Source organism: Hanstruepera marina, from assembly GCF_019880635.1.
In the GTDB taxonomy this organism is placed as follows: Bacteria; Bacteroidota; Bacteroidia; order Flavobacteriales; family Flavobacteriaceae; genus Hanstruepera; species Hanstruepera marina.
Genome location: NZ_JAINVX010000001.1, coordinates 866,284 through 890,643 on the forward strand (window position 1 = coordinate 866,284; position 24,360 = coordinate 890,643).

The following is a 24,360-nucleotide window of genomic DNA, read 5'->3' on the forward strand; positions in this document are numbered from 1 at the left end:
TTATCGACAAATATAATTATTTATTCGATAAAAGTGACATTTTTATCGATAAATTGCAAATTAAATCAATAATTCTTTGTGAATAGCCCGTTTCGTTATCGTACCAACCAATAATTTTTACCATATTTCCAATAACTGAAGTCATTTGCGAATCGAAAATGCAAGAATGTGGATTTCCCACTATATCTATTGAAACTATAGGGTCTTCAGTGTAGGCAAGAATATTTTTTAAATAGCCTTCTGATGCGTCTTTAAAGGCATTATTGATATGCTCAATTGTTGTTGCCCTTTCAACATTAAAGGTAATATCGGTTAAGGATCCATTGGCTACAGGAACACGAATACCACATCCGCCAATAACATTTGATAAATTTGGGAATATTTTAGTTAGGGCTTTTGCAGCTCCTGTTGTAGTAGGCACGATGGATTGACCTGCTGCTCTTGCTCGACGTAAATCCCGATGAGGCTGGTCATGTAAACTTTGGTCTGTAGTATAGGAATGTACTGTGGTAATATATGCTTGTTTTACACCACAAAGTTTATTTATAATATCAATCATAGGGGCAGCATTATTGGTCGTGCACGATGCATTTGATAGTATAAGTTCCTCACCTGTAATGTTATTGTCATTAATGCCTAATACTATTGTTTTTATAGAATCGTCAATAGGAGGAACACTTAAAATTACTTTAGAAGCACCATTTTTTATGTGATTCTGAAGTGTTTCTGTTGTTTTAAATTTTCCTGTACATTCAATAACAAAATCAACATCATGAGTTTTCCAGTTAATATCTTTAGGGTGATTGTGATGCGAAAATGAAATTGATCTATTGTCAACAATAATATGAGATTGATCGTGAGATATACTGCCGGCGAAAATACCATGAATACTATCGTACTTTAACAAATGGCTTAAAGTTTTGGTATCTGCCAAATCGTTAACCGCTACAACTTGAATGTCTAGATTTTTGTCGAGTAGTCTAAAAATACGCCTACCAATTCGACCAAATCCATTAATGCCAACGCGTACCATTAATTAATGTGTTTTTGTGCTTTGTAAGATGATCGTACTAAAGCACTACTTTCTACATGCCTGAAACCTAAATCTAAGCCAATTTGTTTGTATTCTTCAAACTCATCAGGCATAATAAAGCGTTTTACGGGTAAGTGTTTTTTACTAGGTTGAAGATATTGTCCTATAGTAACCACGTCCACATTGTTATCTTTAAGATCGTGAAGCGTAGCGATAACTTCTTCCCGTGTTTCACCTAAGCCAAGCATAATACCAGATTTGGTACGCCTTTGGCCTTGTTGTTTTAAATAGTTTAAAACACTTAGACTTCTATCATATTTAGCTTGAATACGAACTTCGCGTGTTAAGCGCCTAACGGTTTCTATATTGTGCGAAACAACTTCTGGGGCAACATTAATTATTCGGTCTATATGGCGTTCTATGCCCTGAAAATCAGGTATGAGTGTTTCTAAAGTAGTTTCAGGGTTCATTCTGCGAACAGCTTTTACGGTCTCTGCCCACATTATGCTTCCCATGTCTTTAAGGTCGTCTCGATCAACGCTAGTTAATACAGCATGTTTGATTTTCATGATTTTTATAGAACGCGCAACCTTTTCTGGCTCATCCCAATCAACCGTTTCTGGTCTACCTGTTTTTACACCACAAAAACCACAAGATCGAGTGCATATATTGCCTAATATCATAAACGTGGCTGTGCCTTCTCCCCAGCATTCTCCCATATTCGGACAGCTTCCAGATGTGCATATGGTATTAAGCTTGTATTTGTCTACTAAACCACGTAATTCAGTATATTTTTTACCAGTTGGTAGTTTTACGCGCAACCATTTGGGTTTTGGTGCGCGACCTGGTAATATATTAGAGTCTACTTCTGTTTTCATTCGCTCTTAATTTGCCATGCAAAGATACAAAGTTAAGTTGTAATGTATTGTTAGAAGACCAATTTATGGGATAATCTTGAAGATATGTTTTTTAGCAATTTTAAATTTATTATCTATGTGTTTTTTACCTTCTCTATATTCTGATCCCCATTCATTAATAATATTTATTTTGCTTAATCTATTTGTATATTTTAAATGTTTACGATATAAATATTTTTTGCTTAAATACTTAAAATGGAGAAGTTTGAATTCAATTAAAATATCTTCTGCCCTTTTATCATAGAAATCAGGCAAACAAGTATGGGCGCCATAATCATAATTAATATTTTTAACCTTTTTTGGATTAAAAATTACTGACTTATCAAAACGATAGCTTCTTATGCCGTATTTAACTTGATCTAATAAAGATACGTTATAGTTTTTTGGGAATTTTTTAGAAAACATTTCATAGCCAATAACGCTGCCTATAGCGGGTCTATATTTATCTAATAAGTTTAATTTGCTTTCTAAATCTTCAGCATATAGAAATTCATCCATGTCACAAACTATAACATAATCAGCATCACTATCTTTCCAACAATTATTTTTTAGTTCTGTTTGAGTGTCTTCTCTAAATGAGTTTTCAATTCCAAAATTTTCAATTTTAACATTAGGATATTCATTTTGTACTATTTCAATTGAATTGTCACTACTGTTATTGTTCAAAATTGTTATTTCAGAACAAAATTTAGAATAGTAATTTAGGGTATGCCTAATCATTAATGATTCATTATAGCATAAAATGAAAGCACTTATTTTCATGATATACTATTATTTTTTCTGAATGATTTCCGCCAATAATTTTTTAGCCCGTAATAACTTAACTTTTACATTGGTCATAGGTTCGTCCAGTTGCTCGGCAATCTCTTTATAACTTAATTCTTGAAAGTACCTTAAGTTAATGACTTCTTGATAGTGTGGCTTGAGTTTTTTTATGTCTCGTAATAGTTTGGCTAGGTTTTGGTCGGTTATTAGTTTGTCTTCAGGAGAAGGAGAATCATCAACAACATCAAAGTAATCTTCGTCGTCTGTACTGCTTAATTTTTTGGAAAATGTGTTTTTTTCTTTTCTTACTAAATCAATATGTATATTTTTTGAAATAGTAATTAGCCAAGTTTTAAATTTGTAGTCGCTGTTATAGCTGTCAATTTTATCAAAAGCTTTAGAAAAGGCTTGTATGGTTATGTCCTCGGCATCGTTTTCATTTCCAATGCGCTTTAATTGAAAGCCGTAAACATCATCCCAAAAGGTTTCAACCAAATAATTAAAGGCTTTTTGATTGTTTAGCTTGGCTTGTTTTATAGCTTCTTCTATTTCCAATGTTTGGGTTTTGAGATAAGATTGGATATAAATATAGACAATTGAACTGCAATTAAAAAAAGCTCCAAAAAAGGAACAAAGGGAATAATATCTTGCTCATTAAGTTTTTGGGTTGCTTTAAAATAGGTAATAGTCTGCATTACAAGTCGTAGAGCTATTAACCCTAAAACTAATTTCCACTGAAATTGAAAAATTAAAAGTAAAAGAGCCAAAGTGACAAACAAGAATTGAGATATGAAATAGAGCCCGAGTAGAAACTTGTGCGTAGATTTATAGTGACTAGCTGTAGTTATGTGGCGCTTTTTTTGTGTCAACCAAGACGAAAGAGTTTTTTTTGGTAAAGATTCAGTAAAACTATTATGTTTCAAGCATATGGTTGCGTTATTGAAATTGGCAACTTGGTTGACAAACAAATCATCGTCCCCAGAGCGAATATGCATGTGCTGCATAAATCCATTTGCTTCAAAGAATTTTTCTTTTGTGTAAGCTAAATTTCGCCCTACACCCATATAAGGTATTCCAAGATTTGTATAGGAAACATACTGTATGGCTGTAAGAACGGTTTCGAATCGAATTAACTTGTTTAGCAGTGAATTTTTAACTTTTCTATAGCCACCATATCCTAAAATTATTGACTTTTTTTTGCTAAAACAGGTACTCATTTCTGCAATCCAATGCTCTGAAACAGGTTTGCAATCAGCATCTGTAAATAAAAGGTGGTTGTATTTAGCTGCTTTAATACCTAATGTTAATGCGTATTTTTTATTGGCCCAAAAGGCTTCATTGTTTTTTACGTTTACAATTTTAATATTGGTGTGTTTCAACGCAAATTCTTCCATGACTTCTAGTGTGTTATCATACGAAGCATCATTAATCAGGACTATTTGAAAATTAGGATAGTTTTGATTTATTACAGAAGGCAAAAAAGCTTTTAAATTCCCGGCTTCATTTTTAGCGCAAATAATAACAGATATTGGTAAGGATTCTATTGCTGTGTTTAACGAAGACGAATCCTTGAATTGCGAAAAAAATATGATGTAATAAATTACCTGAATGCAAACTATGGCAATAAATGCATAGAAAACTAATTCAAGAATCAGCATTAAAATTAAGAATGTTGAGGTTCGTTACAATCTTTAAATTGATCAGGTGTTTTACCGCAAAAACCACAAGCTTCACCTTCTTGATTTAGCATAGGGTTTTGGCTCGCGCAAGTACCGGCAAATTTACCGTCTTTTTTAGCCCATATTTTTATTGCTATTCCTGCAACGCCTAATCCTAATAAAGCTAATGTAATTAATAGAAGTTTCATGTATTTTTTTTGCAAAGTTAGTGAATTCCATACACTTTGGAAATAAAAACAGCCTTGCGTTTATGAAAGCAAGGCTGTTTGTGGTACTTTAAATAATTGTTTTTATTTTATGTTGTGAAGCGCTATTTCAGCTACAGCATTTTCTTTTGAAGCTTTTGGATTTACACCCTTAGGCTCAATTGTAATGCTTAAAGCTAAAGCATCTTCAGTGTAAGGAATTTCTTTAAGTTGTCTGTCGGTTTCTTTTAAAATCCCTAAATTTACCATTTTGTCTTCCACTTCTGCCCAAATTTGGTAACATTGGTCTTCTGGTAATTGAGGTAGAGAAACTACATCAATCATAGACTTTTTTTCTTTAGGGTTAATATAGGCAACCGTTTTCAGATTTTTAGCTCTACTATTACCGTTAATAATGTATTTCCGTGTTTCAGGATTATTAAGCTGTTTAAATTGCTTCATAATATCCGAAAGCATTTTGTTATTATTTTCAATATCACTTCTTAAATCAAAAATTTCATCAACAACAACTTGGTTTTCATGACTCAATTTTTGATTTTGAACATAAAACAAATAAGATGTGCTAGCAAACAAAAAGGCTGCAACACTAGCCGCAATACTATATTTGTACCAAGTTTTACGTTTATTGATCTTTGAGATAGATATTACGGGTTTTTCATCAAGTGCGTCTAAAATATTATTTAGAGCATCTTGAGGAGCTTCTTTGGCATTCAGTTTAGAAACGACTTCCAGGTTGTCTTGCAAAACATCATAAGCTGTTTTAACCGCTGCATTGTTGACAATTAAATTTTCAACCATATCAGTTTCACTTGCAGTGGTTTCACCTATTAGATACTTTTCTAAAAGGCCAGAATTTAAAAATGTAGTTATTTCTTCATTCATGACTGTATTTATTGAGGGTCGTAAATCTTTTTTAATTCACGTAGTCCTATTTTTAATCTCGATTTTATAGTTCCTAGTGGAATTTCTAATTCATCACTAGCTTCTTGTTGTGTCATGCCTTCAAAAAAGAGGGCTTGAATCACGATTTGATATTTGTCATCTAACGTGTTTAAATGTTTTTTGATGTCCATGACATCCTGATTTAAACCATCCGATGTTAACTTATATACGTTAGAATCTTGTATTTGGACTTCCTTCTTTGTTTTATTTGAAGAAGAACGTACTTTGTCTATGGATGTGTTGTATGCAATACGATATAACCAAGTAAATAATTTAGCTTTATTAGGGTCATATGTTTTTGCCTTTTTCCACACTTTTATAAAGGTTTCCTGTAGTGCATCCTGCGCCATTTCTGGGTCTGTTATAACTTTTGAAATTACGCCAAATAGAGCATCTGCATAATTTTCATAGAGTAGTGAAATGGCTCTTTTGTCTCCTTTTTCTAAAAGGGTTACAATTTCAATTTCTATAGGTTTACTCAAACTCGTGTTAATTAGGTTAGTTGTAATAACGTTAAAGTTATATATTTCGTTTAAAACTAAAGAATATTTACTTCTGCTTCAATAGTAATTCCAAAAATTCGATTAATGGTTGATTGAATTAATTCTGCCAATTTTAGAATATCATGACCTTTTGCATTACCATAATTAACTAAAACTAGTGCCTGTTTTTTATGGACTCCGTAATCTCCAAAACGCTTACCTTTAAAACCTGCTTTTTCAATTAACCAACCAGCAGGAACTTTTACTTCATGTTCTGAAACCGCATAGCCCGGTATATCAGGGAAGTTTATCTGTAATGCTTTGTATTGCTGTATTGAAATTACGGGATTTTTAAAAAAACTTCCGCTGTTACCAATATTTTTTGGATCTGGCAGTTTACTTTGCCTAATTGAGATTACAGCTTTCGAAACATCATGAATAGTTGGGTTTTCAACATTCATGATCTTTAGTTGTTCCGAAATTGCACCATAATCCGTATGTAGCTTGTGCTTATTTTTTGTTAGTTTAAACGTAACTTTGCAAACAACATATTTACCTTTCTGTTTCTTGAAAATAGAATTTCTGTATTCAAATAGACAATCGTCATTTTCAAAAGTCTCTAGTTCTAAAGTATTGGTGTTTAAAACTTCACAAGATTCCATAACATCTTTTAATTCTACACCATATGCTCCAATGTTTTGAATAGGAGCTGTGCCAACATTGCCAGGAATAAGAGAAAGATTTTCAATTCCACCGTAATTATTTTCAAGACACCATAACACAAAATTATGCCAATTTTCACCTGCATTAACTTGTACTAATACATGGCTTTCACTTTCAGAAACCACAGAAATGCCTTTGAGATTTAAATGTATTACAAGAGCATCAATGTCTTTGGTAAGTAGCATGTTGCTCCCGCCACCTAGAAACAAATAATTGCTGAAAGTGTCTTTTTTTAAAACGGTCTTTAAAGAACCGATACTGTTTACGGAAATAAAATGTTTGGCCAAACAATCTATGCCAAAAGTATTGTAATTTTTAAGTGATATGTCTTGAAGTACAGTCACTAATCTTTATAAACTTTTAAAGCTTCTTTAATAATATTTACGGCTTTTTTTAGACTGTCTTTGTTTAAAACATATGCAATACGAATTTGGTTTAATCCTACACCAGGTGTTGAATAGAACCCAGCTGCAGGAGCTACCATAACAGTTTCGTTACCTATATCAAAACTTTCTAATAACCATTGAGCAAAATCATCTGAACTTTTAATAGGTAGTTCTACAATACAGTAAAAAGCACCTTTTGGTTTGGCTACTTTAACACCTTCAATTTTTTCAAGTTCAGAAATTAATAAATCTCTTCTAGAGACATATTCCGAAATTACTTCGTCAAAATAACTTTGCGGAGTTTGTAAAGCAGCTTCACTAGCGATTTGAGCTAATGTTGGTGGACTTAAACGCGCTTGGGCAAATTTTAATGCGGTAGCGATAACTTCCTCATTTCTAGACACTAGGCATCCAATACGAGCACCACACATGCTATAACGTTTGGAGACAGAATCAATTACAATGGCATGCTCTTTTATATCATTTTCTTGAAGAATGGAATAGTGTTCGGCGCCATCATAAGCAAATTCGCGATAAACCTCGTCTGCAATTAAAAACAGATCATGTTTTTTAACAATTTCTGCTAATTTTCTAATTTCTTCTTTAGAATATAAATATCCTGTAGGATTTCCAGGATTACATATTAAAATGGCTTTGGTGCGTGGTGTAATTAATGATTCAAACTCCTCGATAGGCGGCAATGCAAAGTTGTTCTCGATTTTAGAAATCACAGGAACAATACGAACGTCCGAAGCTGTTGAAAAACCATTATAATTGGCATAAAAAGGCTCTGGAATTATTATTTCATCATCAATATCCATTATGGAACCAAAAGCAAACATTAAAGCCTCACTACCTCCTGTAGTGACAATTATATTGTCTTTTGTTACATCAATGTCATGGTTTTTATAGTAATTGGCAATTTTTGAGCGGTACTCATCAGAACCTTCGGATCTGGTATAAGCCAAAATATCTAAAGAATTAACTTTTACAGCATCTAACGCTAATTCTGGAGTTTTTATATCTGGTTGACCAATATTTAAGTGGTAAACTGTTTTTCCTTGTTTGTAAGCTGCTTCAGCATAAGGTACTAACTTTCTAATTGGCGATTGTGGCATTGAAGCCCCTTTTTTCGAAATATCTGGCATGGTCTGAAAAATTTAGTCGCAAAGTTCTGAAATTTTAATGAAATTAATAGTTAAATACCTCCTGAATTACCTTTGTTATTGATAATTTTTGTATATTTTAACTACCTTATAATCAAAGTCATGAAGCGTTTAGCTTTTGTCATGTTATTTTTTTGTGTGTTTTTGGGTCAGACTGCTGTTGCCCAAACAGGAACTTTTGAGCTTAAAAATCGATCAGGGTCGGATAAAATACAGTTCCAATTAATTAATAACCTAATTATAATTCCTGTCGAAATTAATGATGTGGAATTGTCGTTTATTTTAGATTCAGGAGTTAGCAAGCCTATTTTGTTTAATGCGAGTGAGGGAGATGAAGTGTTAAATGAGAGCAACGTTTCTTCAATTTTTTTAAAAGGTTTGGGTGATGGTCAAATGGTTGAAGCTATAAAGTCTAAAAGAAACAAGATTAAAATAGGCGACGCCATAAGTTTTAACCATACAATTTTTGCTGCTTTTAATACTGGGCTGGATTATTCGCCCAAATTAGGTATTCCCATTCATGGTATTATTGGTTACGATTTATTTAAAGATTTTGTTGTAGAAATAAATTACCATTCAAAATATCTTAAACTCATCAAACATGAGAATTATAAAGAGCGTATTTGTAAGAAATGCGAGCAGGTAGGTCTAACGTTGCGAAATGGTAAGCCCCATATTAAAGCATCTGTTGCTATTGCCGACCAGCGCATACCTATTCATGTTTTATTAGATACTGGAGCAAGCGACGCACTGTGGCTTTTCGAAGATGAGTCGCAGGATATTGTTTCAACCCAAAAATACATAGACGATTTTTTGGGTTATGGTTTAAGTGGAAGTTTATACGGTAAACGCTCTCGAGTTGAAGCGCTCTCTATTCAACAATTTAAATTAAGTAATTCTCTAGTGGCTTTTCCTGAAGGATCTTCAATTGAAATTTTAAAACAAAACAATGACAGGAATGGGACTATTGGAGCTGAAATTCTTCGTCGCTTTAATCTAATTTTTAATTATAAGGACCAAACCTTGATTCTTAAGAAAAACAGCAATTTTAAAAGTGAATTCACCTATAATAAAAGTGGAATCGATTTAGAACAAAGAGGTATTAGGGTTGTAAAAGATTACTATTACAACTTAAATAATGGGAGATTAACATTTGCCAAGGATGTTACTGAATTTGTTTCTGTTAGTAATACTGATCAAGATTATAGGTTTGATGTAAGACCTGCTTTTCAAATAGCGAAATTAAGAGATAATAGTCCAGCCAAAAATGCAGGTATGCTGTTGGGAGATATCATTTTAAAAGTTAATAACAAAGATATAAAAGATTATAGTTTACAAGAAGTTATTGAAATGCTTAATGGGAAAAGCGGAAAGCGAATGAAGGTATTGGTTGATAGGAATGGACGCTTATACGAATATCAATTCAAACTTATAGACTTAATCTAAATAAAAAACCTTGAGTAAATGCTCAAGGTTTTTTATTTAGATTTTATAAAGGTGTTATTTTTCCATAACACTTTTATCTTTTTTCTTTTCGAGAACACTTGTTTTACTAGGGTCAATTACTTCACCTTTAATTTTAAGTGCTACAGTAGGTGTGTCAGCATTAGAAATAACAGTTATTGTTTTTCTAATAGGGTTAACTCTATTTGTGTCGTATTTTACTTGTATTTCACCTGTTTCACCTGGAGCAATTGGCCCGTCAGGTTTTTTAGGAACTGTACAACCGCAACTTGAAGTTACTTTAGAGATAATTAACGGTGCATCACCAGTATTTGTGAATTCAAAAGTTCTTACACCATCAGCACCTTTTTCAATTGTTCCATAATCTACCGTAGTTGCTTTAAATTCAATTTTAGCAACTTTATCTTGAGCATTCACTGAAAACCCAATTAAACCGATAAATAATAATGTGATTAGCTGTTTCATAATATTTCTATTTAAATCGTTTGTAAACATACTTACTTTTTATTCATTGTGCAAAATTATTAGACGTAATGCATGCATGCAATTATCATCTACCCAAATAAAAGTACATAATACATTCATATAATTTTACTGAAAAAAGAAATATAAGTACTTTTGCATGTTATATTTCAAAAACTATTCCAAAGTATGCAAATTCCATCAAAATATGATGCCAATCAGGTAGAAGGCAAGTGGTATGATTACTGGATGAAACATAATTATTTTCATTCAAAACCAGATAGAAGAGAACCTTATACAATTGTTATTCCGCCACCAAACGTCACAGGAGTTTTGCATATGGGACATATGTTGAATAACACCATTCAAGATGTTTTGATACGACGTGCGCGCTTACAGGGTAAAAATGCCTGTTGGGTGCCTGGAACCGACCATGCATCCATTGCAACTGAAGCTAAAGTGGTTGCCAAGCTTAAAGAGCAAGGGATTGACAAGAACGATTTAACTCGCGAGGAGTTTTTGAAACATGCTTGGGATTGGACGCATGAATACGGGGGAGTAATTTTAGAGCAACTAAAAAAATTAGGTTGTTCCTGTGATTGGGATCGAACCAAGTTTACGATGGATGACGATATGTCAGAAGCTGTAACTCAAGTATTTGTTGATTTATATAACAAAGGCTTAATTTATCGTGGCTATCGCATGGTTAACTGGGATCCAGAAGCTAAAACAACACTTTCTGATGAGGAGGTTGAATATGTCGAAAAACAAGGAAAGCTTTACTATGTAAATTATAAGGTTGAGGGTAGCGATGACACCTTGACTATTGCTACAACTAGACCAGAAACTATTTTAGGAGATACCGCAATCTGTATCAATCCCAATGATGAACGTCATGCCAATTTAAAAGGGAAGAATGCTATTGTACCTATTAATGGTCGTATCATACCCATAATTGAAGATGAGTATGTGGATGTTGAATTTGGTACTGGCTGTCTAAAAGTAACTCCTGCTCATGACGAAAACGATAAGGTTCTAGGTGATAAGCACAATCTGGAAGTTATTGATATATTTAATGAAGATGCTACTTTAAACAGTTATGGTTTGCATTATGAGGGCAAAAACCGTTTTATAGTTAGAAAGGAAATTGTAAAAGAATTAGAAGAAAAGGGGCATATTCTCAAAATTGAAGATTATACCAATAGGGTAGGCATTTCAGAAAGAACGAAAGCCATTATAGAACCTAGATTATCAGATCAGTGGTTTTTAAAGATGGAAGAATTGGTAAAACCAGCAATTGAAGCGGTTTTAGGTGATAATCCTGAAATTAAATTGTTCCCCAAAAAGTTTGAGAATACTTATCGCCACTGGATGGAAAATATTCGTGATTGGAATATTTCACGTCAATTGCGTTGGGGACAGCAAATACCTGCATTTTATCATGGAGAAGGTAAAGAAGATTTTGTGGTTGCCAAAACTATTGAAGAAGCTTTAGTTTTAGCCAAAGAAATAACTAACAATCAACAATTAACAGTTAATGACTTACGCCAAGATTCAGATGTGGTTGATACATGGTTTTCAGCTTGGTTATGGCCAATGAATGTATTTGATGGTATCCGAAATCCAGAAAACGAAGAAATAAATTACTATTATCCAACTAATGATTTGGTTACGGGTCCTGATATCCTCTTTTTCTGGGTAGCACGAATGATTATTGCAGGCTATGAATATAAAGGCGAAAAGCCTTTTGAAAATGTATATTTAACTGGCTTGGTTCGTGACAAGCAGCGTCGTAAAATGAGTAAATCTCTTGGGAATTCGCCTGATGCTTTGAAGCTTATAGATGATTATGGGGCTGATGGTGTTCGTGTTGGATTATTATTAAGTAGCGCCGCCGGAAACGACTTGATGTTTGATGAAGCGTTATGTAACCAAGGTAAAGGATTTGCCAATAAAATTTGGAATGCGTTTCGTTTGGTAAAGGGTTGGGAAGTTATTAATGCTATAGGACAACCAGAATCAAGTAAAGTTGCGTTAGAGTGGTTTGAGGCCAAATTTCAAGAGACCTTAATTGAAATTGAAGACCATTACAGTAAGTATAGGTTGTCTGACGCTCTTATGGCAACGTATAAGCTAATATGGGATGATTTTGCATCTTGGTTATTGGAGATTGTAAAGCCAGCTTACCAACAACCAATAGATGCTAAAACACTAGAGGGTGTTATTGCGAGTTTTGAGGACATTCTAAAAATATTACATCCTTTTATGCCGTTCTTAACTGAAGAAATTTGGCAATACATGGAAGAAAGACAACCAGAAGAAGCGCTTATTGTGGCGAAATGGCCAAAGAAGAAATCTGTAAATAATGAGTTGATTTCTGGATTTAGCTTTATGCAAGAAGTAGTTTCGGGTATTCGTAATATTAGAAAAGAAAAGAATATTTCTTTTAAGGACAGTATTGGTTTCTCCGTTATAAATAATGAAAATGTGCCTTCCATCTTCGATGAGGTTATTAAAAAACTTGGTAATCTAGAGGCTATTGAATATGTTTCTGAAGCTGTTGATGGAGCATTGACTTTTCGTGTAAAATCAAATGAGTATTTCATTCCTGCATCCGGAGCAATTAATGTTGATGAAGAAATTAAGAAGTTAAAGGAAGAATTAGATTATACAGAAGGGTTCTTAAAATCTGTTCAGAAGAAGTTGTCAAACGAGCGTTTTGTTTCTGGTGCACCAGAACAAGTAGTAGCTGGTGAAAAGAAAAAGGAAGCAGATGCTTTAGCAAAAATTGAAACGCTAAAAGCGAGTTTGGCTAATCTTCAATAATGAGTAAACGTACATTATATTCAATGATTGCCATACTTTTGGTTGTTGGAATATATGGTTATGAATATTATCTCGATAAAAAAGAACAAGAAGCTATTGTTGAGCAAGGTAAACTGCCTAAAAATCCAACAATAGCTTTTTTTCTACCAACAAGTACAACAGGCCAAATTGTACATCATAAAGGGTATTCGTTAAGTTATAGTGAACCATATGAACAAGCCGAATGGGTCGCTTATGAACTAAAAAAAGAACACTTGTCCAATACTAATTTTAACAGACCCTATTTTGAAATTGATAAAGCTGTAAAGACAGGAGCAGCTAGTTGGCGGAATTATAAAAATTCAGGTTATGATAGAGGACATTTGTGTCCTGCTGGCGATAGGCGTTACAGTCAAGAAGCTCATGACGAAACCTTTTTAACCAGTAATATAACTCCCCAAAACCATGAATTCAATTCAGGAATTTGGAATACACTAGAGCAAAAAGTACGTTATTGGGCCAATCGTTATGATGGCGTTTTTGTGGTGACAGGTGGTGTTTTAAAAGGCGATATGACAACTATTGGTTCCGAAAATGTGGCTGTCCCCAATCAGTTTTATAAAGTCATTATGGATTACAATACTGGTAATCCAAAAGTTTTAGCTTTCTTAATGCCTCATGAGAATTCCAATAAGCCGCTTTTTGAGTTTGTAGTTTCAGTAGATGATGTTGAAGCCTTAACGGGCATAGATTTTTTTCCAGAATTGGATGATGCTGTGGAAGATAAGTTGGAAGCTTCCAGTAGCTATAAATCTTGGCGTTTTAAATAGATTTACCCATGATACCCTTCCAGCGTAATTTACGTATAAATTGACCTTGTTCCTCTGTCACTAACTGATCTATATTATTAAGTTTTGCTTTATAATAACCTGCCATATAATCCTTAAAAAGAGACAGACTGCTTTTTTTATAAGCCAACTTTAAAGCTGAAATTAAGGTAATAACAAATCCGTATCGCATCTTGTACATGGCTTCTCCTTGAAGATATTTAGCAGTCTTATTGTAGCTTTTACCTGTAGGTTTTAAATGTTTTATATGAAGAGTTTCATCGGTTAGTATTTTCCAATTGTAAAATTTTGCCAATAACTCATCCACTGTATCCCAGCCCATAGAGGGTTTTAATTTTCCAATTTGAACAAAACAGTCTTTTCTGTAAGCTTTCAATGCGCCACGAATGTGGTCTTTTCTGGTCAGATTTTCTAGAATCCACTCTCCATTGTTATCAATGTAGCAAAAACCAGAGGCCATTCCCAGTTTTGGGTTAGCGTTAAAATGAAAGGCCAATTGTTCCAAGTAATTGTTGGGAAAAATAAGATCAGCATCAAATTTGCAAATCACATCATAATTATCATCTAAAGTTTCAAAGCCTTTGTAAAATGCATTGACTATTTTAGAGCCTGGTAAATGTTGGTCAGACGACTCGGTATTTAAAAGTGAAATCCAATTATACTTATCTGCAAATGATTGAACTATTTCAGCAGTTTGATCCTTGGAATGGTCATTAACTACAACTACTTGTTTTGGAAGTAGGCTTTGATTCACCAAAGACTCTAAAGTTAAACCAATATAGGCTTCTTCATTATGTGCTGGTATGACGATGTAGAAATTCAATTTAGAAATCGTTTATACAAATTTACACTCTTTCAGCATAAACAATATAGTATCTTGGAACAAAGCATCTCAAAATAGGTCTTATTCCCAACTTATTGGTTGGGTTAGTCCATTTTTTTCTGTCAACAATTTTCCATCCTGTCTTTTCGAGCAACCAATCAAATTGCCAATCTTCAAACTCGTGATAATGTCTATCCCACATATCGGTTTTACTTCTATACGCAGATGAAAACCATAATTTTAATGGAACTGAAGCAACTAGTTTTTTTGCTTTTATGGATTGTAGGACTGTGAAAGGAGATAAAAGGTGTTCAAAAATTTCAAAAGCGGTCACTACTTCAGCATTAGAGTTTTTAATAGTTGAAGTATCTAAATCCAAATCTTCACCTGAAGTGTTTTCAACAGAATAGCCCAACTCTAGCATAATTTGAGTAAAAGGATTTACAACGCCTAAATCTAAAATTTTCGAATCTTTAGAGATATACTTTTGTAAAAATTCTGCAGTATGCTTAAAACGTTTGTTGGGAAATGTTTTTTCGTACATGTTTATTTTCCGGAAAAGCGACAAGCTGTTTTTATTGTTGATACACAACAGCATTAATATTCATGCCTGCACCAACACTGGCAAATATAATAATATCTCCTTTATGGATTTCTTGGTTGTCTAGCTTTCCATTTAAAATCATATCATATAATGTGGGAACTGTCGCCACACTGGAATTGCCTAAGGTGTTAATGGTCATTGGCATAACGCCTTCTGGTATTTCCATATCATAGAGTTGAAAAAAACGCTTTACAATGGCTTCATCCATTTTTTCGTTGGCCTGATGAATCAATATTTTTTTGACATCTCTTATATCAATACCACTTTTATCTAAACAGGTTTTTAGAGCCATAGGTACATTAGTTATGGCAAACTCATAAATTTTACGCCCATACATTTTTATATAACGTCTTTGGTCGTTTATTTCGGGATGGTTGGTTTCACCAAAATAAATAAAATGGGCTTCATCGTAAGTAAAAGTAGCAGTTTCGTGGGCTATAATACCGCCTTCATCATTAGTTTGTTCAACAATAACAGCACCAGCCCCATCACTGTAGATCATAGAATCCCGATCATGTTTGTCAATTACCCGTGATAAGGTTTCTGTTCCCACTACCAAGCAGCGTTTAGCTATGCCAGAGGCTATAAAGGCTTTGGCTTGAATAACACCTTCAAGCCATCCTGGGCAACCAAAAAGGATGTCGTAGCCAACACATTTTGGATTTCTAATTTTTAATAAATGCTTAATCCTGGAGGCTATGCTAGGAACGGTGTCACTTTGTTGTGTGTCGTGCTTAACGTCACCGTAATTGTGGGCAACAATAATATAATCAATACTTTCTTTGTCAATGTTGGCGTTTTCAATGGCTTTCTCGGCTGCAAAGAAGCCAATATCAGAATTCAGTAAATCTTTTTTAATATAACGCCGTTCTTGAATGCCAGTAATAGCCTTAAACTTTTCAACTATAACCTCATTAGGGCTATTAATTGAAGAACCATCTGCATTTAAGAACTCATGATTGTAAAAGCTTTCGTTTTTTTCAACTTTACTCGGTATATAACTTCCTGTTCCAGTTATTTTAACGCCCATAATTATTGCTATTAATTAGTGTTCCATTTACGAAGCTAGTCATTAAATCGTGAAGTCAAGCATGTTTTTTGATTAATGCATTTATTTTTATGATATTGGTAAAAAAGTGAATTTTAATTAAAAATTTTTCAAAAATAAAGCCTTCAAATTTGAAGGCTTTAAATATTTAGTTTTATCTGCTAATTACGCTTCCATGTATTCTTCAATAGGCGTACATGTACAAATTAAGTTTCGATCTCCATAAGCATCATCAACACGTCTAACAGAAGGCCAAAATTTATTTTCGCGAACATAATCTAATGGAAAGGCTGCTTTTTCTCTAGAATATGGCATTAACCATTCGTCTGCAGTTATCATATCAAGAGTATGTGGTGCATTTCTTAAAATGTTATTATCATCATCTTTTGATGTCTCATCAATTTCTTTTTTTATAGAGATCATTGCATCACAAAAACGATCCATTTCAGCTTTGCTTTCGCTTTCAGTTGGCTCAATCATTAGGGTTCCAGCTACTGGGAATGATACCGTTGGAGCGTGAAAACCATAATCCATTAAACGTTTTGCAATATCGGTAACTTCAATACCATTAGCTTTAAATGCTCTACAATCAACAATCATTTCGTGAGCAGCTCTACCACGTTCTCCAGAATATAAGGTGTCGAATTGTCCTTCTAAACGCTTTTTGATATAGTTGGCATTTAGAATTGCAATTTTGGTCGCTTCAGTCAAGCCTTTAGCACCTAGCATTTTTATATAAGCATAAGATATTAAGCATACCAAAGATGATCCAAAAGGAGCCGCTGAAATTGCAGTTATGGCTTTATCGCCACCTGTTTTTATTATTGGGTTACTAGGTAAAAATGGTGCTAACTGTTTTGCTACACAAATAGGACCAACACCTGGACCACCACCACCATGCGGAATTGCAAAAGTTTTATGCAGGTTTAAGTGGCAAACATCTGCCCCAATGTTTCCAGGATTGGTTAGGCCAACTTGCGCGTTCATATTGGCACCATCCATATAAACTTGACCACCATTATCATGAATAATTTGTGTGATTTCCTTAATAGCAGCTTCATATACACCATGTGTAGATGGATAAGTAACCATTAGGGCCGCTAAATTGTCTTTATGAAGTTCTGCCTTCTCACGTAAATCGTCTACGTCAATATTTCCTTTGTCTGTTGATTTTGTTACAACTACTTTCATGCCAGCCATAACAGCACTGGCAGGATTAGTGCCATGGGCAGATGATGGTATTAAACATATATTTCTGTGGTGATCACCACGTGATTCATGATATGCTTTAATAACCATTAAACCGGCAAATTCACCTTGTGCTCCTGAATTAGGTTGAAGTGAAGTTGCAGTAAAGCCCGTAATTACTGTTAATTGATCTTCAAGCTCTTTTAAAACGGTTTGATAGCCTTGTGCTTGCTCAATTGGAACAAAAGGATGTATGGTGCCCCAGTTTGGATAGCTTAATGGTAACATTTCAGCAGCAGCATTTAACTTCATGGTACAAGATCCCAATGAAATCATTGAATGATTCAATGATAAATCTTTACGTTCCAATTTTTTGATGTAACGCATTAATTCCGTTTCAGAATGGTGCGAATTAAATACATCAAGGGTTAAGAAATCGGAAGTACGTTGTAACGTTTGGCTGATATTGTTGTCTTCAGGTATTGACTGAATTTTAATGGTTTCTTTTTGAGCGGCTTTTGCAAAGATGGCAACAATCAAATTGGCATCTGCCAAATTTGTAGTTTCGTTTATGGCAATTACAACAGAATCTGAATCAGGATAGTAAAAGTTTACGCCGTTTTCCTCTGCAACGGTCTTGATCTTACTGGCATCAGCTTTAATGTGTAGGGTGTCAAAATATGATGTGTTTTGCTGTTCGAAACCTAATTGTTTTAGAGTATCTGCAACCGATGCAGTAGTATGGTGAACTTTATTGGCAATAAATTCAAGTCCTTTAGGTCCGTGGTATACAGCGTACATACTCGCCATAACGGCTAGTAATACTTGAGCGGTACAGATATTTGAAGTTGCTCTGTCACGCTTAATATGTTGTTCTCGTGTTTGAAGCGCCATACGTAAGGCGCGATTTCCATTCATGTCTTTGGTAACGCCAATAATACGCCCTGGAATATCACGCTTGTAAATTTCTTTGGTAGCAAAATATGCGGCATGAGGGCCTCCATATCCCATTGGTATTCCAAAACGTTGCGTGGTTCCAACAACCACATCAGCCCCAAATTTTCCAGGTGCTTCTAGTTTAACCAAACTTAAAATATCTGCTGCAATAGCAACTTTTATATTGCTTTCGTTGGCTTTAGATATGAATGATTTGATATCAGTTATTTGCCCATGCTTTCCGGGATATTGTAATATAGCTCCGAAAAATTCTGTTGAGAAATCAAAATTTTCTTCACTTCCAACAACCAAATCTATGCCAATTGGATTGGCACGTGTTTCTAAAAGTGATAAAGTTTGAGGTAAAATGTTTTCTGAAACAAAAAACTTGTTAACGCCAGCTTTCTTTTGATCTCTTTCGCGTACTGCAAATAATAGACTCATGGCTTCAGCAGCTGCAGTACTTTCGTCTAGTAACGATGCATTGGCCAGTTCCATTCCGGTTAAATCACTAACCATGGTTTGGAAGTTTAATAACGCTTCTAAACGCCCTTGAGCTATTTCAGCCTGATAGGGTGTATAGGCCGTGTACCATCCTGGATTTTCTAAAATATTACGCTGTATAACTGCAGGTAATATAGTTGGGTGATAGCCTAAGCCAATATAAGTTTTATATGTTTTGTTCAGTTTAGATAATTCATGAATATGGGTTAAATATTCCTGTTCGCTCATGGCCTCACCTAAATCGAGATCTTTTTTAAGACGAATCTCGTCAGGAATGGTTTCGTAAATTAGTTGGTCAATAGAATCTACACCAATAGTTTCTAACATCTTTTTTTGGTCCAATTCCTTTGGCCCAATATGACGCAGTGCAAATGCATTTGTATTCATGAATAATTGTGTTGAATTGAAGTGCAAAATTACGGAATAATTCACGTTAAAATGTTAACGAAAATGAAAGTTTTTAACCAATTAAAGTGTTTATTAACACTTTGCGTATTTTTGTTTTATGCGTATTTTAAAGATTGTTTTTGATTTTTACCTTAACAGTAGTATTCATGTGGCTTTAGCTGTGTATGCTTTAACATGGGTAACCTTAAATAATTTTGAAATAGCCTATGACGAGAATATCTTGTATTTTAATTTTTATGCAACCATAACAGGTTATAATTTTGTAAAATATTTTGGTCTCGCAAAGTTTCATCATCGTAGTTTGGCAAGTTGGTTGAAAGCAATACAGATATTTTCATTTATTTGTTTTTTGGCGCTTGGGTATTATGCTTTTAAACTCGAAATAAAAACTTTGCTTTGGATTGGCGGTTTTGGTTTAGTAACATTTCTTTATGCCATTCCCTTTTTGCCTAAACACTTATTTCTGGATCAACAACAAAATTTAAGAAGTATTAGCGGTTTGAAAATTTACGTTATAGCCCTTGTATGGTCTGGGGTTACTGTTTTGCTTCCCTTATTGAATAATGATTTTAGTTTTAATTACGATGTTGTAATAACTTTTTTGCAACGATTTCTATTTGTAATTGCGCTAATGTTACCTTTTGAGATTAGAGATATGAAATATGACAGTTTGAAGCTGTCTACAATACCACAACAAATAGGTATTACTAAAACAAAAATTATAGGCTTATTGGTTTTGATGGTGTTCTTTTTGCTGGAATATTTAAGGGATGATATCACATACCAGAAAATTCTTGTGCAATTAATAGTTACTGTTGTAACCTTATTGTCTATTCTTCTGGCATTTAAAAATCAGGGGAAATATTATAGTGCTTTTTGGGTGGAAGGGATACCAATTTTCTGGTTAGTTCTTTTAACCCTGTTTAGTTAGTTCCTTCTCGAATACCTTTTTTAAAACCTCACGTTCATTATTTTGCAGACAATCTACTTTAGATTTTTTAACCATTGAGGTTAATTGCTTATTTTTCTTAACATAAGCACGTGTGAATTTACACCAAGTATACCTAATATTTAATTCAATTTTTTCCCACAATGTAGCTTCATTGTATTGAGATTTGTCACAAATGTGTTTTGCCTCTTCGCAAGAAATAAATAAAAAACCTTTTTTCATCTTTTAATTAAACCAGTTTTTTTCCATGCATTCTGCCATAGTAGTACGTGCTCTATGAATTATTACCCACAAGTTAGACGCAGTGATGTCCAATTCATTACAAATTGTTTCTGTTTCTAATCCTTGTATGGTTTTCATTTTAAAGACTTGAGCTTGTTTGTTTGGTAATTTATCCAAACAAGCATAGATGGCTTCTCCCAATTCATCGTTTACTAAAGAGTCTTCAGCCGTTTTGTCAAAAGGATCGGCTACGCGTTCTTCAAGCCAACTACCTTCCTCCTCATCACTATTATAGTCCATGCGAACCTCGGCTTTTCCTTTTTTGGAATTAATTTTCCGATAATAGTCAATAATTTTTCTTTTTAAAATAGAAATAAGCCATGTACGTTCACTAGCTTCGCCTTTAAAGTTTTTCATGGACTTTAAACTGGCTACAAAGGTATCCTGAACCAAGTCTTTGGCCATCTCCCTATCATTTACACGCGAAATAGTGTAATTGAACAGGTAATCAGAATAGCGGTCAATCCATTTTTCAGGTTCAATTGTGTGTTTTGGCATACTTGTTAACTAGCAATTTTTACCAAAAATAAGAGAAAAAATTTATTTTGATCAATATTGTTTGCAAATGAATTTCCAAATTAATTCCTATCTATACTGATATTTACATTAATATCATCAGATTCGATGTCTTCATCATATTTTAGAATAAAGCGATCTACTTTATCTTCGTTTAACATACAGTTATCAATAGTTTTAGTGTCTAAAAGGCGTCTGATGAGCATCTTTTTTGTAAAAAGGATTGACTTTGAAGTGAAAGATTTTTTCTGGCTTAAAAAGGTCACTCTCATATAGCTCTCACCATCTCTTTTGTCATCAAGATACTTCATGAAAACAATTTCGTCACCTTCCAAATCGTAGAAAGATATATTTAATGGGTCGCCATCTGTTGTTAAACATTTTTCATCATCTATATAAATGACTCCTTTTTTTATTTTAATTTTTTGGGCTTGAGTTATATTAACAAAGGTTATGGTTATTAATATGGTAATTATGTGTTTTAGTTTCATTTTTCTTAATGTGTTATTTTTTGATTAAACCAGCTCGTTTCAATAAAGCTTCTGGTTGTGGTTTTTTTCCGCGAAAGCGTTTGTATAATACCATAGGGTCATCGGTTCCGCCTTGCGAGAGAATGTTATTTTTAAATTTATTGGCAACCTCACGACTAAAAATACCAGACTCCTTAAAAAACTCAAAAGCATCAGCATCCAATACTTCAGCCCATTTATAACTATAGTATCCTGAACTGTAACCGCCCTGAAAAATGTGTGAGAATGAGGTGCTCATACAGTTTTCTGCAACATCTGGATATAAACGTGTGTTTTCAAAGGCCTCTTGTTCATGGACTTTAACATTTGTTATCTGGCTCGGATCTTGACCATGCCAACTCATATCCAGTAACCCAAAACTTAATTGACGTAAGGTTTGCATGCCTTCATGAAACGTAGCAGATGCTTTTATTTTATTAATTAATTCCATAGGAATAACTTCACCAGTTTCATAATGTGTTGCAAACAGCTCTAAAGCTTCTTTCTCGTAACACCAGTTTTCCAATACTTGACTAGGCAACTCTACAAAATCCCAAAACACACTCGTTCCGGATAAACTTGGATATGTTGTGTTGGCAAGCATTCCATGAAGGGCGTGACCGAATTCGTGGAATAATGTAGTAACTTCATTAAAGGTTAATAACGACGGTTTGGTTTTGGTTGGTTTAGTAAAATTACAAACAATGGAAATATGCGGTCTACTATTCTCACCGTTTTTAATGTATTGTGGTTTATAAACCGTCATCCAAGCGCCATTACGTTTTCCGGCTCTTGGGAAAAAGTCGGCATAGAATATTGAAACTAAATTGTTGCTTTCATCAGTCACTTTATAGGTCAGCACATCGTCATGATATTTATCGATATCGCTAATTTCTTCAAACTGTAAACCGTATAATTTTTTTGCAACCATAAAGGCGCCATTGATAACATTATCCAGTTTGAAATAAGGCTTTAGTTTTTCGTCATCTAAATCGAATAGCTTTTGTTTTAATTTTTCAGAATAATAACCACCATCCCATTTCTGTAGTTGCTCAATACCATCTAGTTTTTTGGCAAAATCACTTAATGTTTTAAATTCACGTTCGGCAGCTGGTTTAGCCTTTTCTAATAAATCGTTTAAAAAGGTGTTTACAGTTTCAGGGTTTTTTGCCATACGCTCTTCTAAAATAAAATGCGCATGGGTCTTGTAGCCTAAAAGATTAGCACGTTCATGACGTAGTTTGGCAATTTGTAAAACGTTGTCTTGATTGTCCTGTTCATTGTTTTGAAATGCTTTTGCTCCAAAAGCTACAGCCAGTTTTTTACGCAATTCGCGATTATCAGCATAGGTCATAAATGGAATGTAACTCGGATAATCTAAAGTAATTAGCCAACCCTCTTTGCCTTTGCTTTCAGCCAATTGTTGAGCGGCTTCATTGGCGCCATCAGGTAATCCAGAAAGCTCATCTTCATTAATAATATGTAATTCGAAGTTGTTGGCTTCGGCCAACACGTTTTCGCCAAATTTCAGTTTTAGTTTGCTTAACTCTTTGTCAATTTCACGCAATTGCTGCTTTTTGTCTTCTGGCAAGTTGGCGCCATTTCGTGAAAAGCTCTTATATTTTTTGTCTAGAAGGGTTTGTTGCTCGGTAGTGAGATTTAGGTTGTCTTTTTCGTCATAAATAACCTTTACGCGTTTGAATAAATCTTCATTTAAAGTAATATCGTTGCTAAACTCTGAAAGTAAAGGAGACACTTCTTGTGCTATTTTTTGTATGGTATCGTTTGTTTCGGCTGAATTCAAATTGAAAAAGATACTTGAAATTCTGTCTAACTGTTCCCCAGAAAAATCTAAAGCCTCAATAGTGTTTTCAAAAGTTGGTTTATCAGTATTTGATATTATGGCATTAATTTCTGCCTTGGCATCTTCAATTCCTTTTTTAATGGCAGGGAGGAAATGTTCGTTTTCAATTTTTGAAAAAGGAGCTGTATTATACTTTGTATCGAAAGGTTTGTTTAGAATGTTCATTTTTAATTGTTTATAAAATCCAACGTGATACTTTTCTTACTAATCATTTGATTTTATGATTATTAACTTAATTTTAAGAGGATTAAATGTTGCAAATATGAGATTTAATACTACTTTTGTGGCAGATTTTTCATGAGAGTTAAAACTCTTAAAAATTTATTGATTAATAGCGTTAAAAACCTCGGTAACTACCGAGGTTTTTTTGTTATAAATTCTTGGAAGATTCTATGACTTTAGCTTTAAGGCCTTCCTTATATTCAATAATAGCATTTAGCACATCACTATTTGAACTTCCAATAATTTGAGCAGCTAAAATACCCGCATTTTTGGCACCATTAAGTGCTACTGTTGCAACTGGAACACCACCTGGCATTTGTAAAATTGATAAAACAGAATCCCAACCATCAATAGAGTTGCTGCTTTTTACTGGAACACCAATAACAGGTAGTGGTGATAAAGAAGCAATCATACCAGGAAGGTGGGCTGCACCACCAGCTCCAGCAATTATAACTGAAAATCCTCGTGTATGTGCATGCTTTCCATAATCGAATAATTTTTCAGGCGTTCTGTGTGCCGAAACAATATCGACCTCAACATCAATATTCAATTCCTTTAAAATATCAATAGCGTCTTGCATAACAGGCAAATCGCTTTTGCTTCCCATGATAACTCCAACTTTACTCATA

The 24,360-nt window shown here is 33.9% G+C and carries 24 protein-coding genes; 4 read left to right on the plus strand and 20 right to left on the minus strand.

What is annotated here, in order from left to right; translation table 11 throughout:
* Positions 1 to 16: 16 nt before the first annotated feature.
* The 10 genes from gap to K7G76_RS04060 all read right to left on the minus strand — a co-directional run bounded on the left by gap (position 17) and on the right by K7G76_RS04060 (position 8,281).
* Positions 17 to 1,033, minus strand: coding sequence for a type I glyceraldehyde-3-phosphate dehydrogenase (gene gap / locus K7G76_RS04015; protein WP_223032909.1), 1,017 nt, complete (start codon positions 1,031 to 1,033; stop codon positions 17 to 19).
* The gene (lipA, locus tag K7G76_RS04020) at positions 1,033 to 1,911 is read right to left on the minus strand and encodes a lipoyl synthase (RefSeq protein WP_223032910.1); all 879 of its coding nucleotides are present in this window, start codon (positions 1,909 to 1,911) and stop codon (positions 1,033 to 1,035) included. The genes gap and lipA overlap by 1 nt, the downstream gene beginning before the upstream one ends.
* Positions 1,912 to 1,974: 63 nt before the next feature.
* On the minus strand, positions 1,975 to 2,712 hold the full coding sequence (locus K7G76_RS04025) for a glycosyltransferase family 2 protein (protein WP_223032911.1): 738 nt from the start codon (positions 2,710 to 2,712) through the stop codon (positions 1,975 to 1,977).
* A 9-nt stretch (positions 2,713 to 2,721) separates the two neighbouring features.
* Positions 2,722 to 3,270, minus strand: a complete 549-nt coding sequence (locus K7G76_RS04030) for an RNA polymerase sigma factor (protein WP_223032912.1) — start codon at positions 3,268 to 3,270, stop codon at positions 2,722 to 2,724.
* Positions 3,261 to 4,373, minus strand: coding sequence for a glycosyltransferase (locus K7G76_RS04035; RefSeq protein WP_223032913.1), 1,113 nt, complete (start codon positions 4,371 to 4,373; stop codon positions 3,261 to 3,263). Before K7G76_RS04035 ends, K7G76_RS04030 begins: the two co-directional genes overlap by 10 nt.
* Positions 4,374 to 4,378: 5 nt before the next feature.
* Positions 4,379 to 4,582, minus strand: a complete 204-nt coding sequence (locus K7G76_RS04040) for a membrane or secreted protein (protein WP_223032914.1) — start codon at positions 4,580 to 4,582, stop codon at positions 4,379 to 4,381.
* A gap of 102 nt (positions 4,583 to 4,684) precedes the next feature.
* Complete coding sequence (locus K7G76_RS04045) at positions 4,685 to 5,482, minus strand: anti-sigma factor (RefSeq protein WP_223032915.1); 798 nt, start codon at positions 5,480 to 5,482, stop codon at positions 4,685 to 4,687.
* Between the two features lie 8 nt (positions 5,483 to 5,490).
* On the minus strand, positions 5,491 to 6,024 hold the full coding sequence (locus tag K7G76_RS04050) for an RNA polymerase sigma factor (RefSeq protein WP_223032916.1): 534 nt from the start codon (positions 6,022 to 6,024) through the stop codon (positions 5,491 to 5,493).
* Positions 6,025 to 6,080: 56 nt separating this feature from the next.
* Positions 6,081 to 7,091, minus strand: coding sequence for a UDP-N-acetylmuramate dehydrogenase (murB, locus tag K7G76_RS04055; RefSeq protein ID WP_223032917.1), 1,011 nt, complete (start codon positions 7,089 to 7,091; stop codon positions 6,081 to 6,083).
* Positions 7,091 to 8,281: a pyridoxal phosphate-dependent aminotransferase gene (locus K7G76_RS04060; RefSeq protein WP_223032918.1), complete on the minus strand. Its 1,191-nt coding sequence runs from the start codon at positions 8,279 to 8,281 to the stop codon at positions 7,091 to 7,093. The genes murB and K7G76_RS04060 overlap by 1 nt, the downstream gene beginning before the upstream one ends.
* A gap of 120 nt (positions 8,282 to 8,401) precedes the next feature.
* Here K7G76_RS04060 and K7G76_RS04065 point away from each other — a divergent pair, with 120 nt between their 5' ends.
* Positions 8,402 to 9,745 carry a PDZ domain-containing protein gene (locus K7G76_RS04065; RefSeq protein ID WP_223032919.1) on the plus strand — a complete coding sequence of 448 codons (1,344 nt, stop codon included), beginning with the start codon at positions 8,402 to 8,404 and terminating at the stop codon, positions 9,743 to 9,745.
* Between the two features lie 54 nt (positions 9,746 to 9,799).
* On the opposite strand, the gene K7G76_RS04070 is transcribed toward K7G76_RS04065, so the two are convergent.
* The gene (locus K7G76_RS04070; protein ID WP_223032920.1) at positions 9,800 to 10,228 is read right to left on the minus strand and encodes a DUF1573 domain-containing protein; all 429 of its coding nucleotides are present in this window, start codon (positions 10,226 to 10,228) and stop codon (positions 9,800 to 9,802) included.
* A 186-nt stretch (positions 10,229 to 10,414) separates the two neighbouring features.
* On the opposite strand from K7G76_RS04070, the gene K7G76_RS04075 reads away from it, so the two are divergent.
* Positions 10,415 to 13,051: a valine--tRNA ligase gene (locus K7G76_RS04075; protein WP_223032921.1), complete on the plus strand. Its 2,637-nt coding sequence runs from the start codon at positions 10,415 to 10,417 to the stop codon at positions 13,049 to 13,051.
* Positions 13,051 to 13,860 (plus strand): DNA/RNA non-specific endonuclease, encoded by an 810-nt coding sequence (locus K7G76_RS04080; protein WP_223032922.1) that lies wholly within the window; start codon positions 13,051 to 13,053, stop codon positions 13,858 to 13,860. Before K7G76_RS04075 ends, K7G76_RS04080 begins: the two co-directional genes overlap by 1 nt.
* Here the strand turns inward: K7G76_RS04080 and K7G76_RS04085 are convergent.
* From K7G76_RS04085 to gcvP, 4 genes are all read right to left on the minus strand, one after another.
* Positions 13,853 to 14,701 carry a glycosyltransferase family 2 protein gene (locus K7G76_RS04085; RefSeq protein WP_223032923.1) on the minus strand — a complete coding sequence of 283 codons (849 nt, stop codon included), beginning with the start codon at positions 14,699 to 14,701 and terminating at the stop codon, positions 13,853 to 13,855. The genes K7G76_RS04080 and K7G76_RS04085 overlap by 8 nt on opposite strands.
* A gap of 22 nt (positions 14,702 to 14,723) precedes the next feature.
* Entirely contained in the window at positions 14,724 to 15,245 is a 522-nt protein-coding gene (locus K7G76_RS04090) for a methyltransferase domain-containing protein (protein WP_223032924.1), read from the minus strand.
* Positions 15,246 to 15,276: 31 nt separating this feature from the next.
* Complete coding sequence (locus K7G76_RS04095; RefSeq protein WP_223032925.1) at positions 15,277 to 16,335, minus strand: 3-oxoacyl-ACP synthase III family protein; 1,059 nt, start codon at positions 16,333 to 16,335, stop codon at positions 15,277 to 15,279.
* Positions 16,336 to 16,518: 183 nt separating this feature from the next.
* The gene (gene gcvP / locus K7G76_RS04100) at positions 16,519 to 19,368 is read right to left on the minus strand and encodes an aminomethyl-transferring glycine dehydrogenase (RefSeq protein WP_223032926.1); all 2,850 of its coding nucleotides are present in this window, start codon (positions 19,366 to 19,368) and stop codon (positions 16,519 to 16,521) included.
* Positions 19,369 to 19,486: 118 nt separating this feature from the next.
* Between gcvP and K7G76_RS04105 the strand changes: the two genes are divergently transcribed.
* Positions 19,487 to 20,320: a UbiA prenyltransferase family protein gene (locus K7G76_RS04105; protein ID WP_223032927.1), complete on the plus strand. Its 834-nt coding sequence runs from the start codon at positions 19,487 to 19,489 to the stop codon at positions 20,318 to 20,320.
* Here K7G76_RS04105 and K7G76_RS04110 read toward each other — a convergent pair.
* The 5 genes from K7G76_RS04110 to purE form a co-directional block, all read right to left on the minus strand.
* Positions 20,303 to 20,560, minus strand: coding sequence for a hypothetical protein (locus K7G76_RS04110; RefSeq protein WP_223032928.1), 258 nt, complete (start codon positions 20,558 to 20,560; stop codon positions 20,303 to 20,305). The genes K7G76_RS04105 and K7G76_RS04110 overlap by 18 nt on opposite strands.
* 3 nt (positions 20,561 to 20,563) lie before the next feature.
* The gene (locus K7G76_RS04115; RefSeq protein WP_223032929.1) at positions 20,564 to 21,118 is read right to left on the minus strand and encodes a sigma-70 family RNA polymerase sigma factor; all 555 of its coding nucleotides are present in this window, start codon (positions 21,116 to 21,118) and stop codon (positions 20,564 to 20,566) included.
* 80 nt (positions 21,119 to 21,198) lie between these two features.
* The gene (locus K7G76_RS04120) at positions 21,199 to 21,627 is read right to left on the minus strand and encodes a hypothetical protein (protein WP_223032930.1); all 429 of its coding nucleotides are present in this window, start codon (positions 21,625 to 21,627) and stop codon (positions 21,199 to 21,201) included.
* Between the two features lie 13 nt (positions 21,628 to 21,640).
* Positions 21,641 to 23,674 (minus strand): M3 family metallopeptidase, encoded by a 2,034-nt coding sequence (locus K7G76_RS04125; protein ID WP_223032931.1) that lies wholly within the window; start codon positions 23,672 to 23,674, stop codon positions 21,641 to 21,643.
* Between the two features lie 205 nt (positions 23,675 to 23,879).
* Positions 23,880 to 24,359 carry a 5-(carboxyamino)imidazole ribonucleotide mutase gene (gene purE / locus K7G76_RS04130; protein WP_223032932.1) on the minus strand — a complete coding sequence of 160 codons (480 nt, stop codon included), beginning with the start codon at positions 24,357 to 24,359 and terminating at the stop codon, positions 23,880 to 23,882.
* Position 24,360 lies beyond the last annotated feature (1 nt).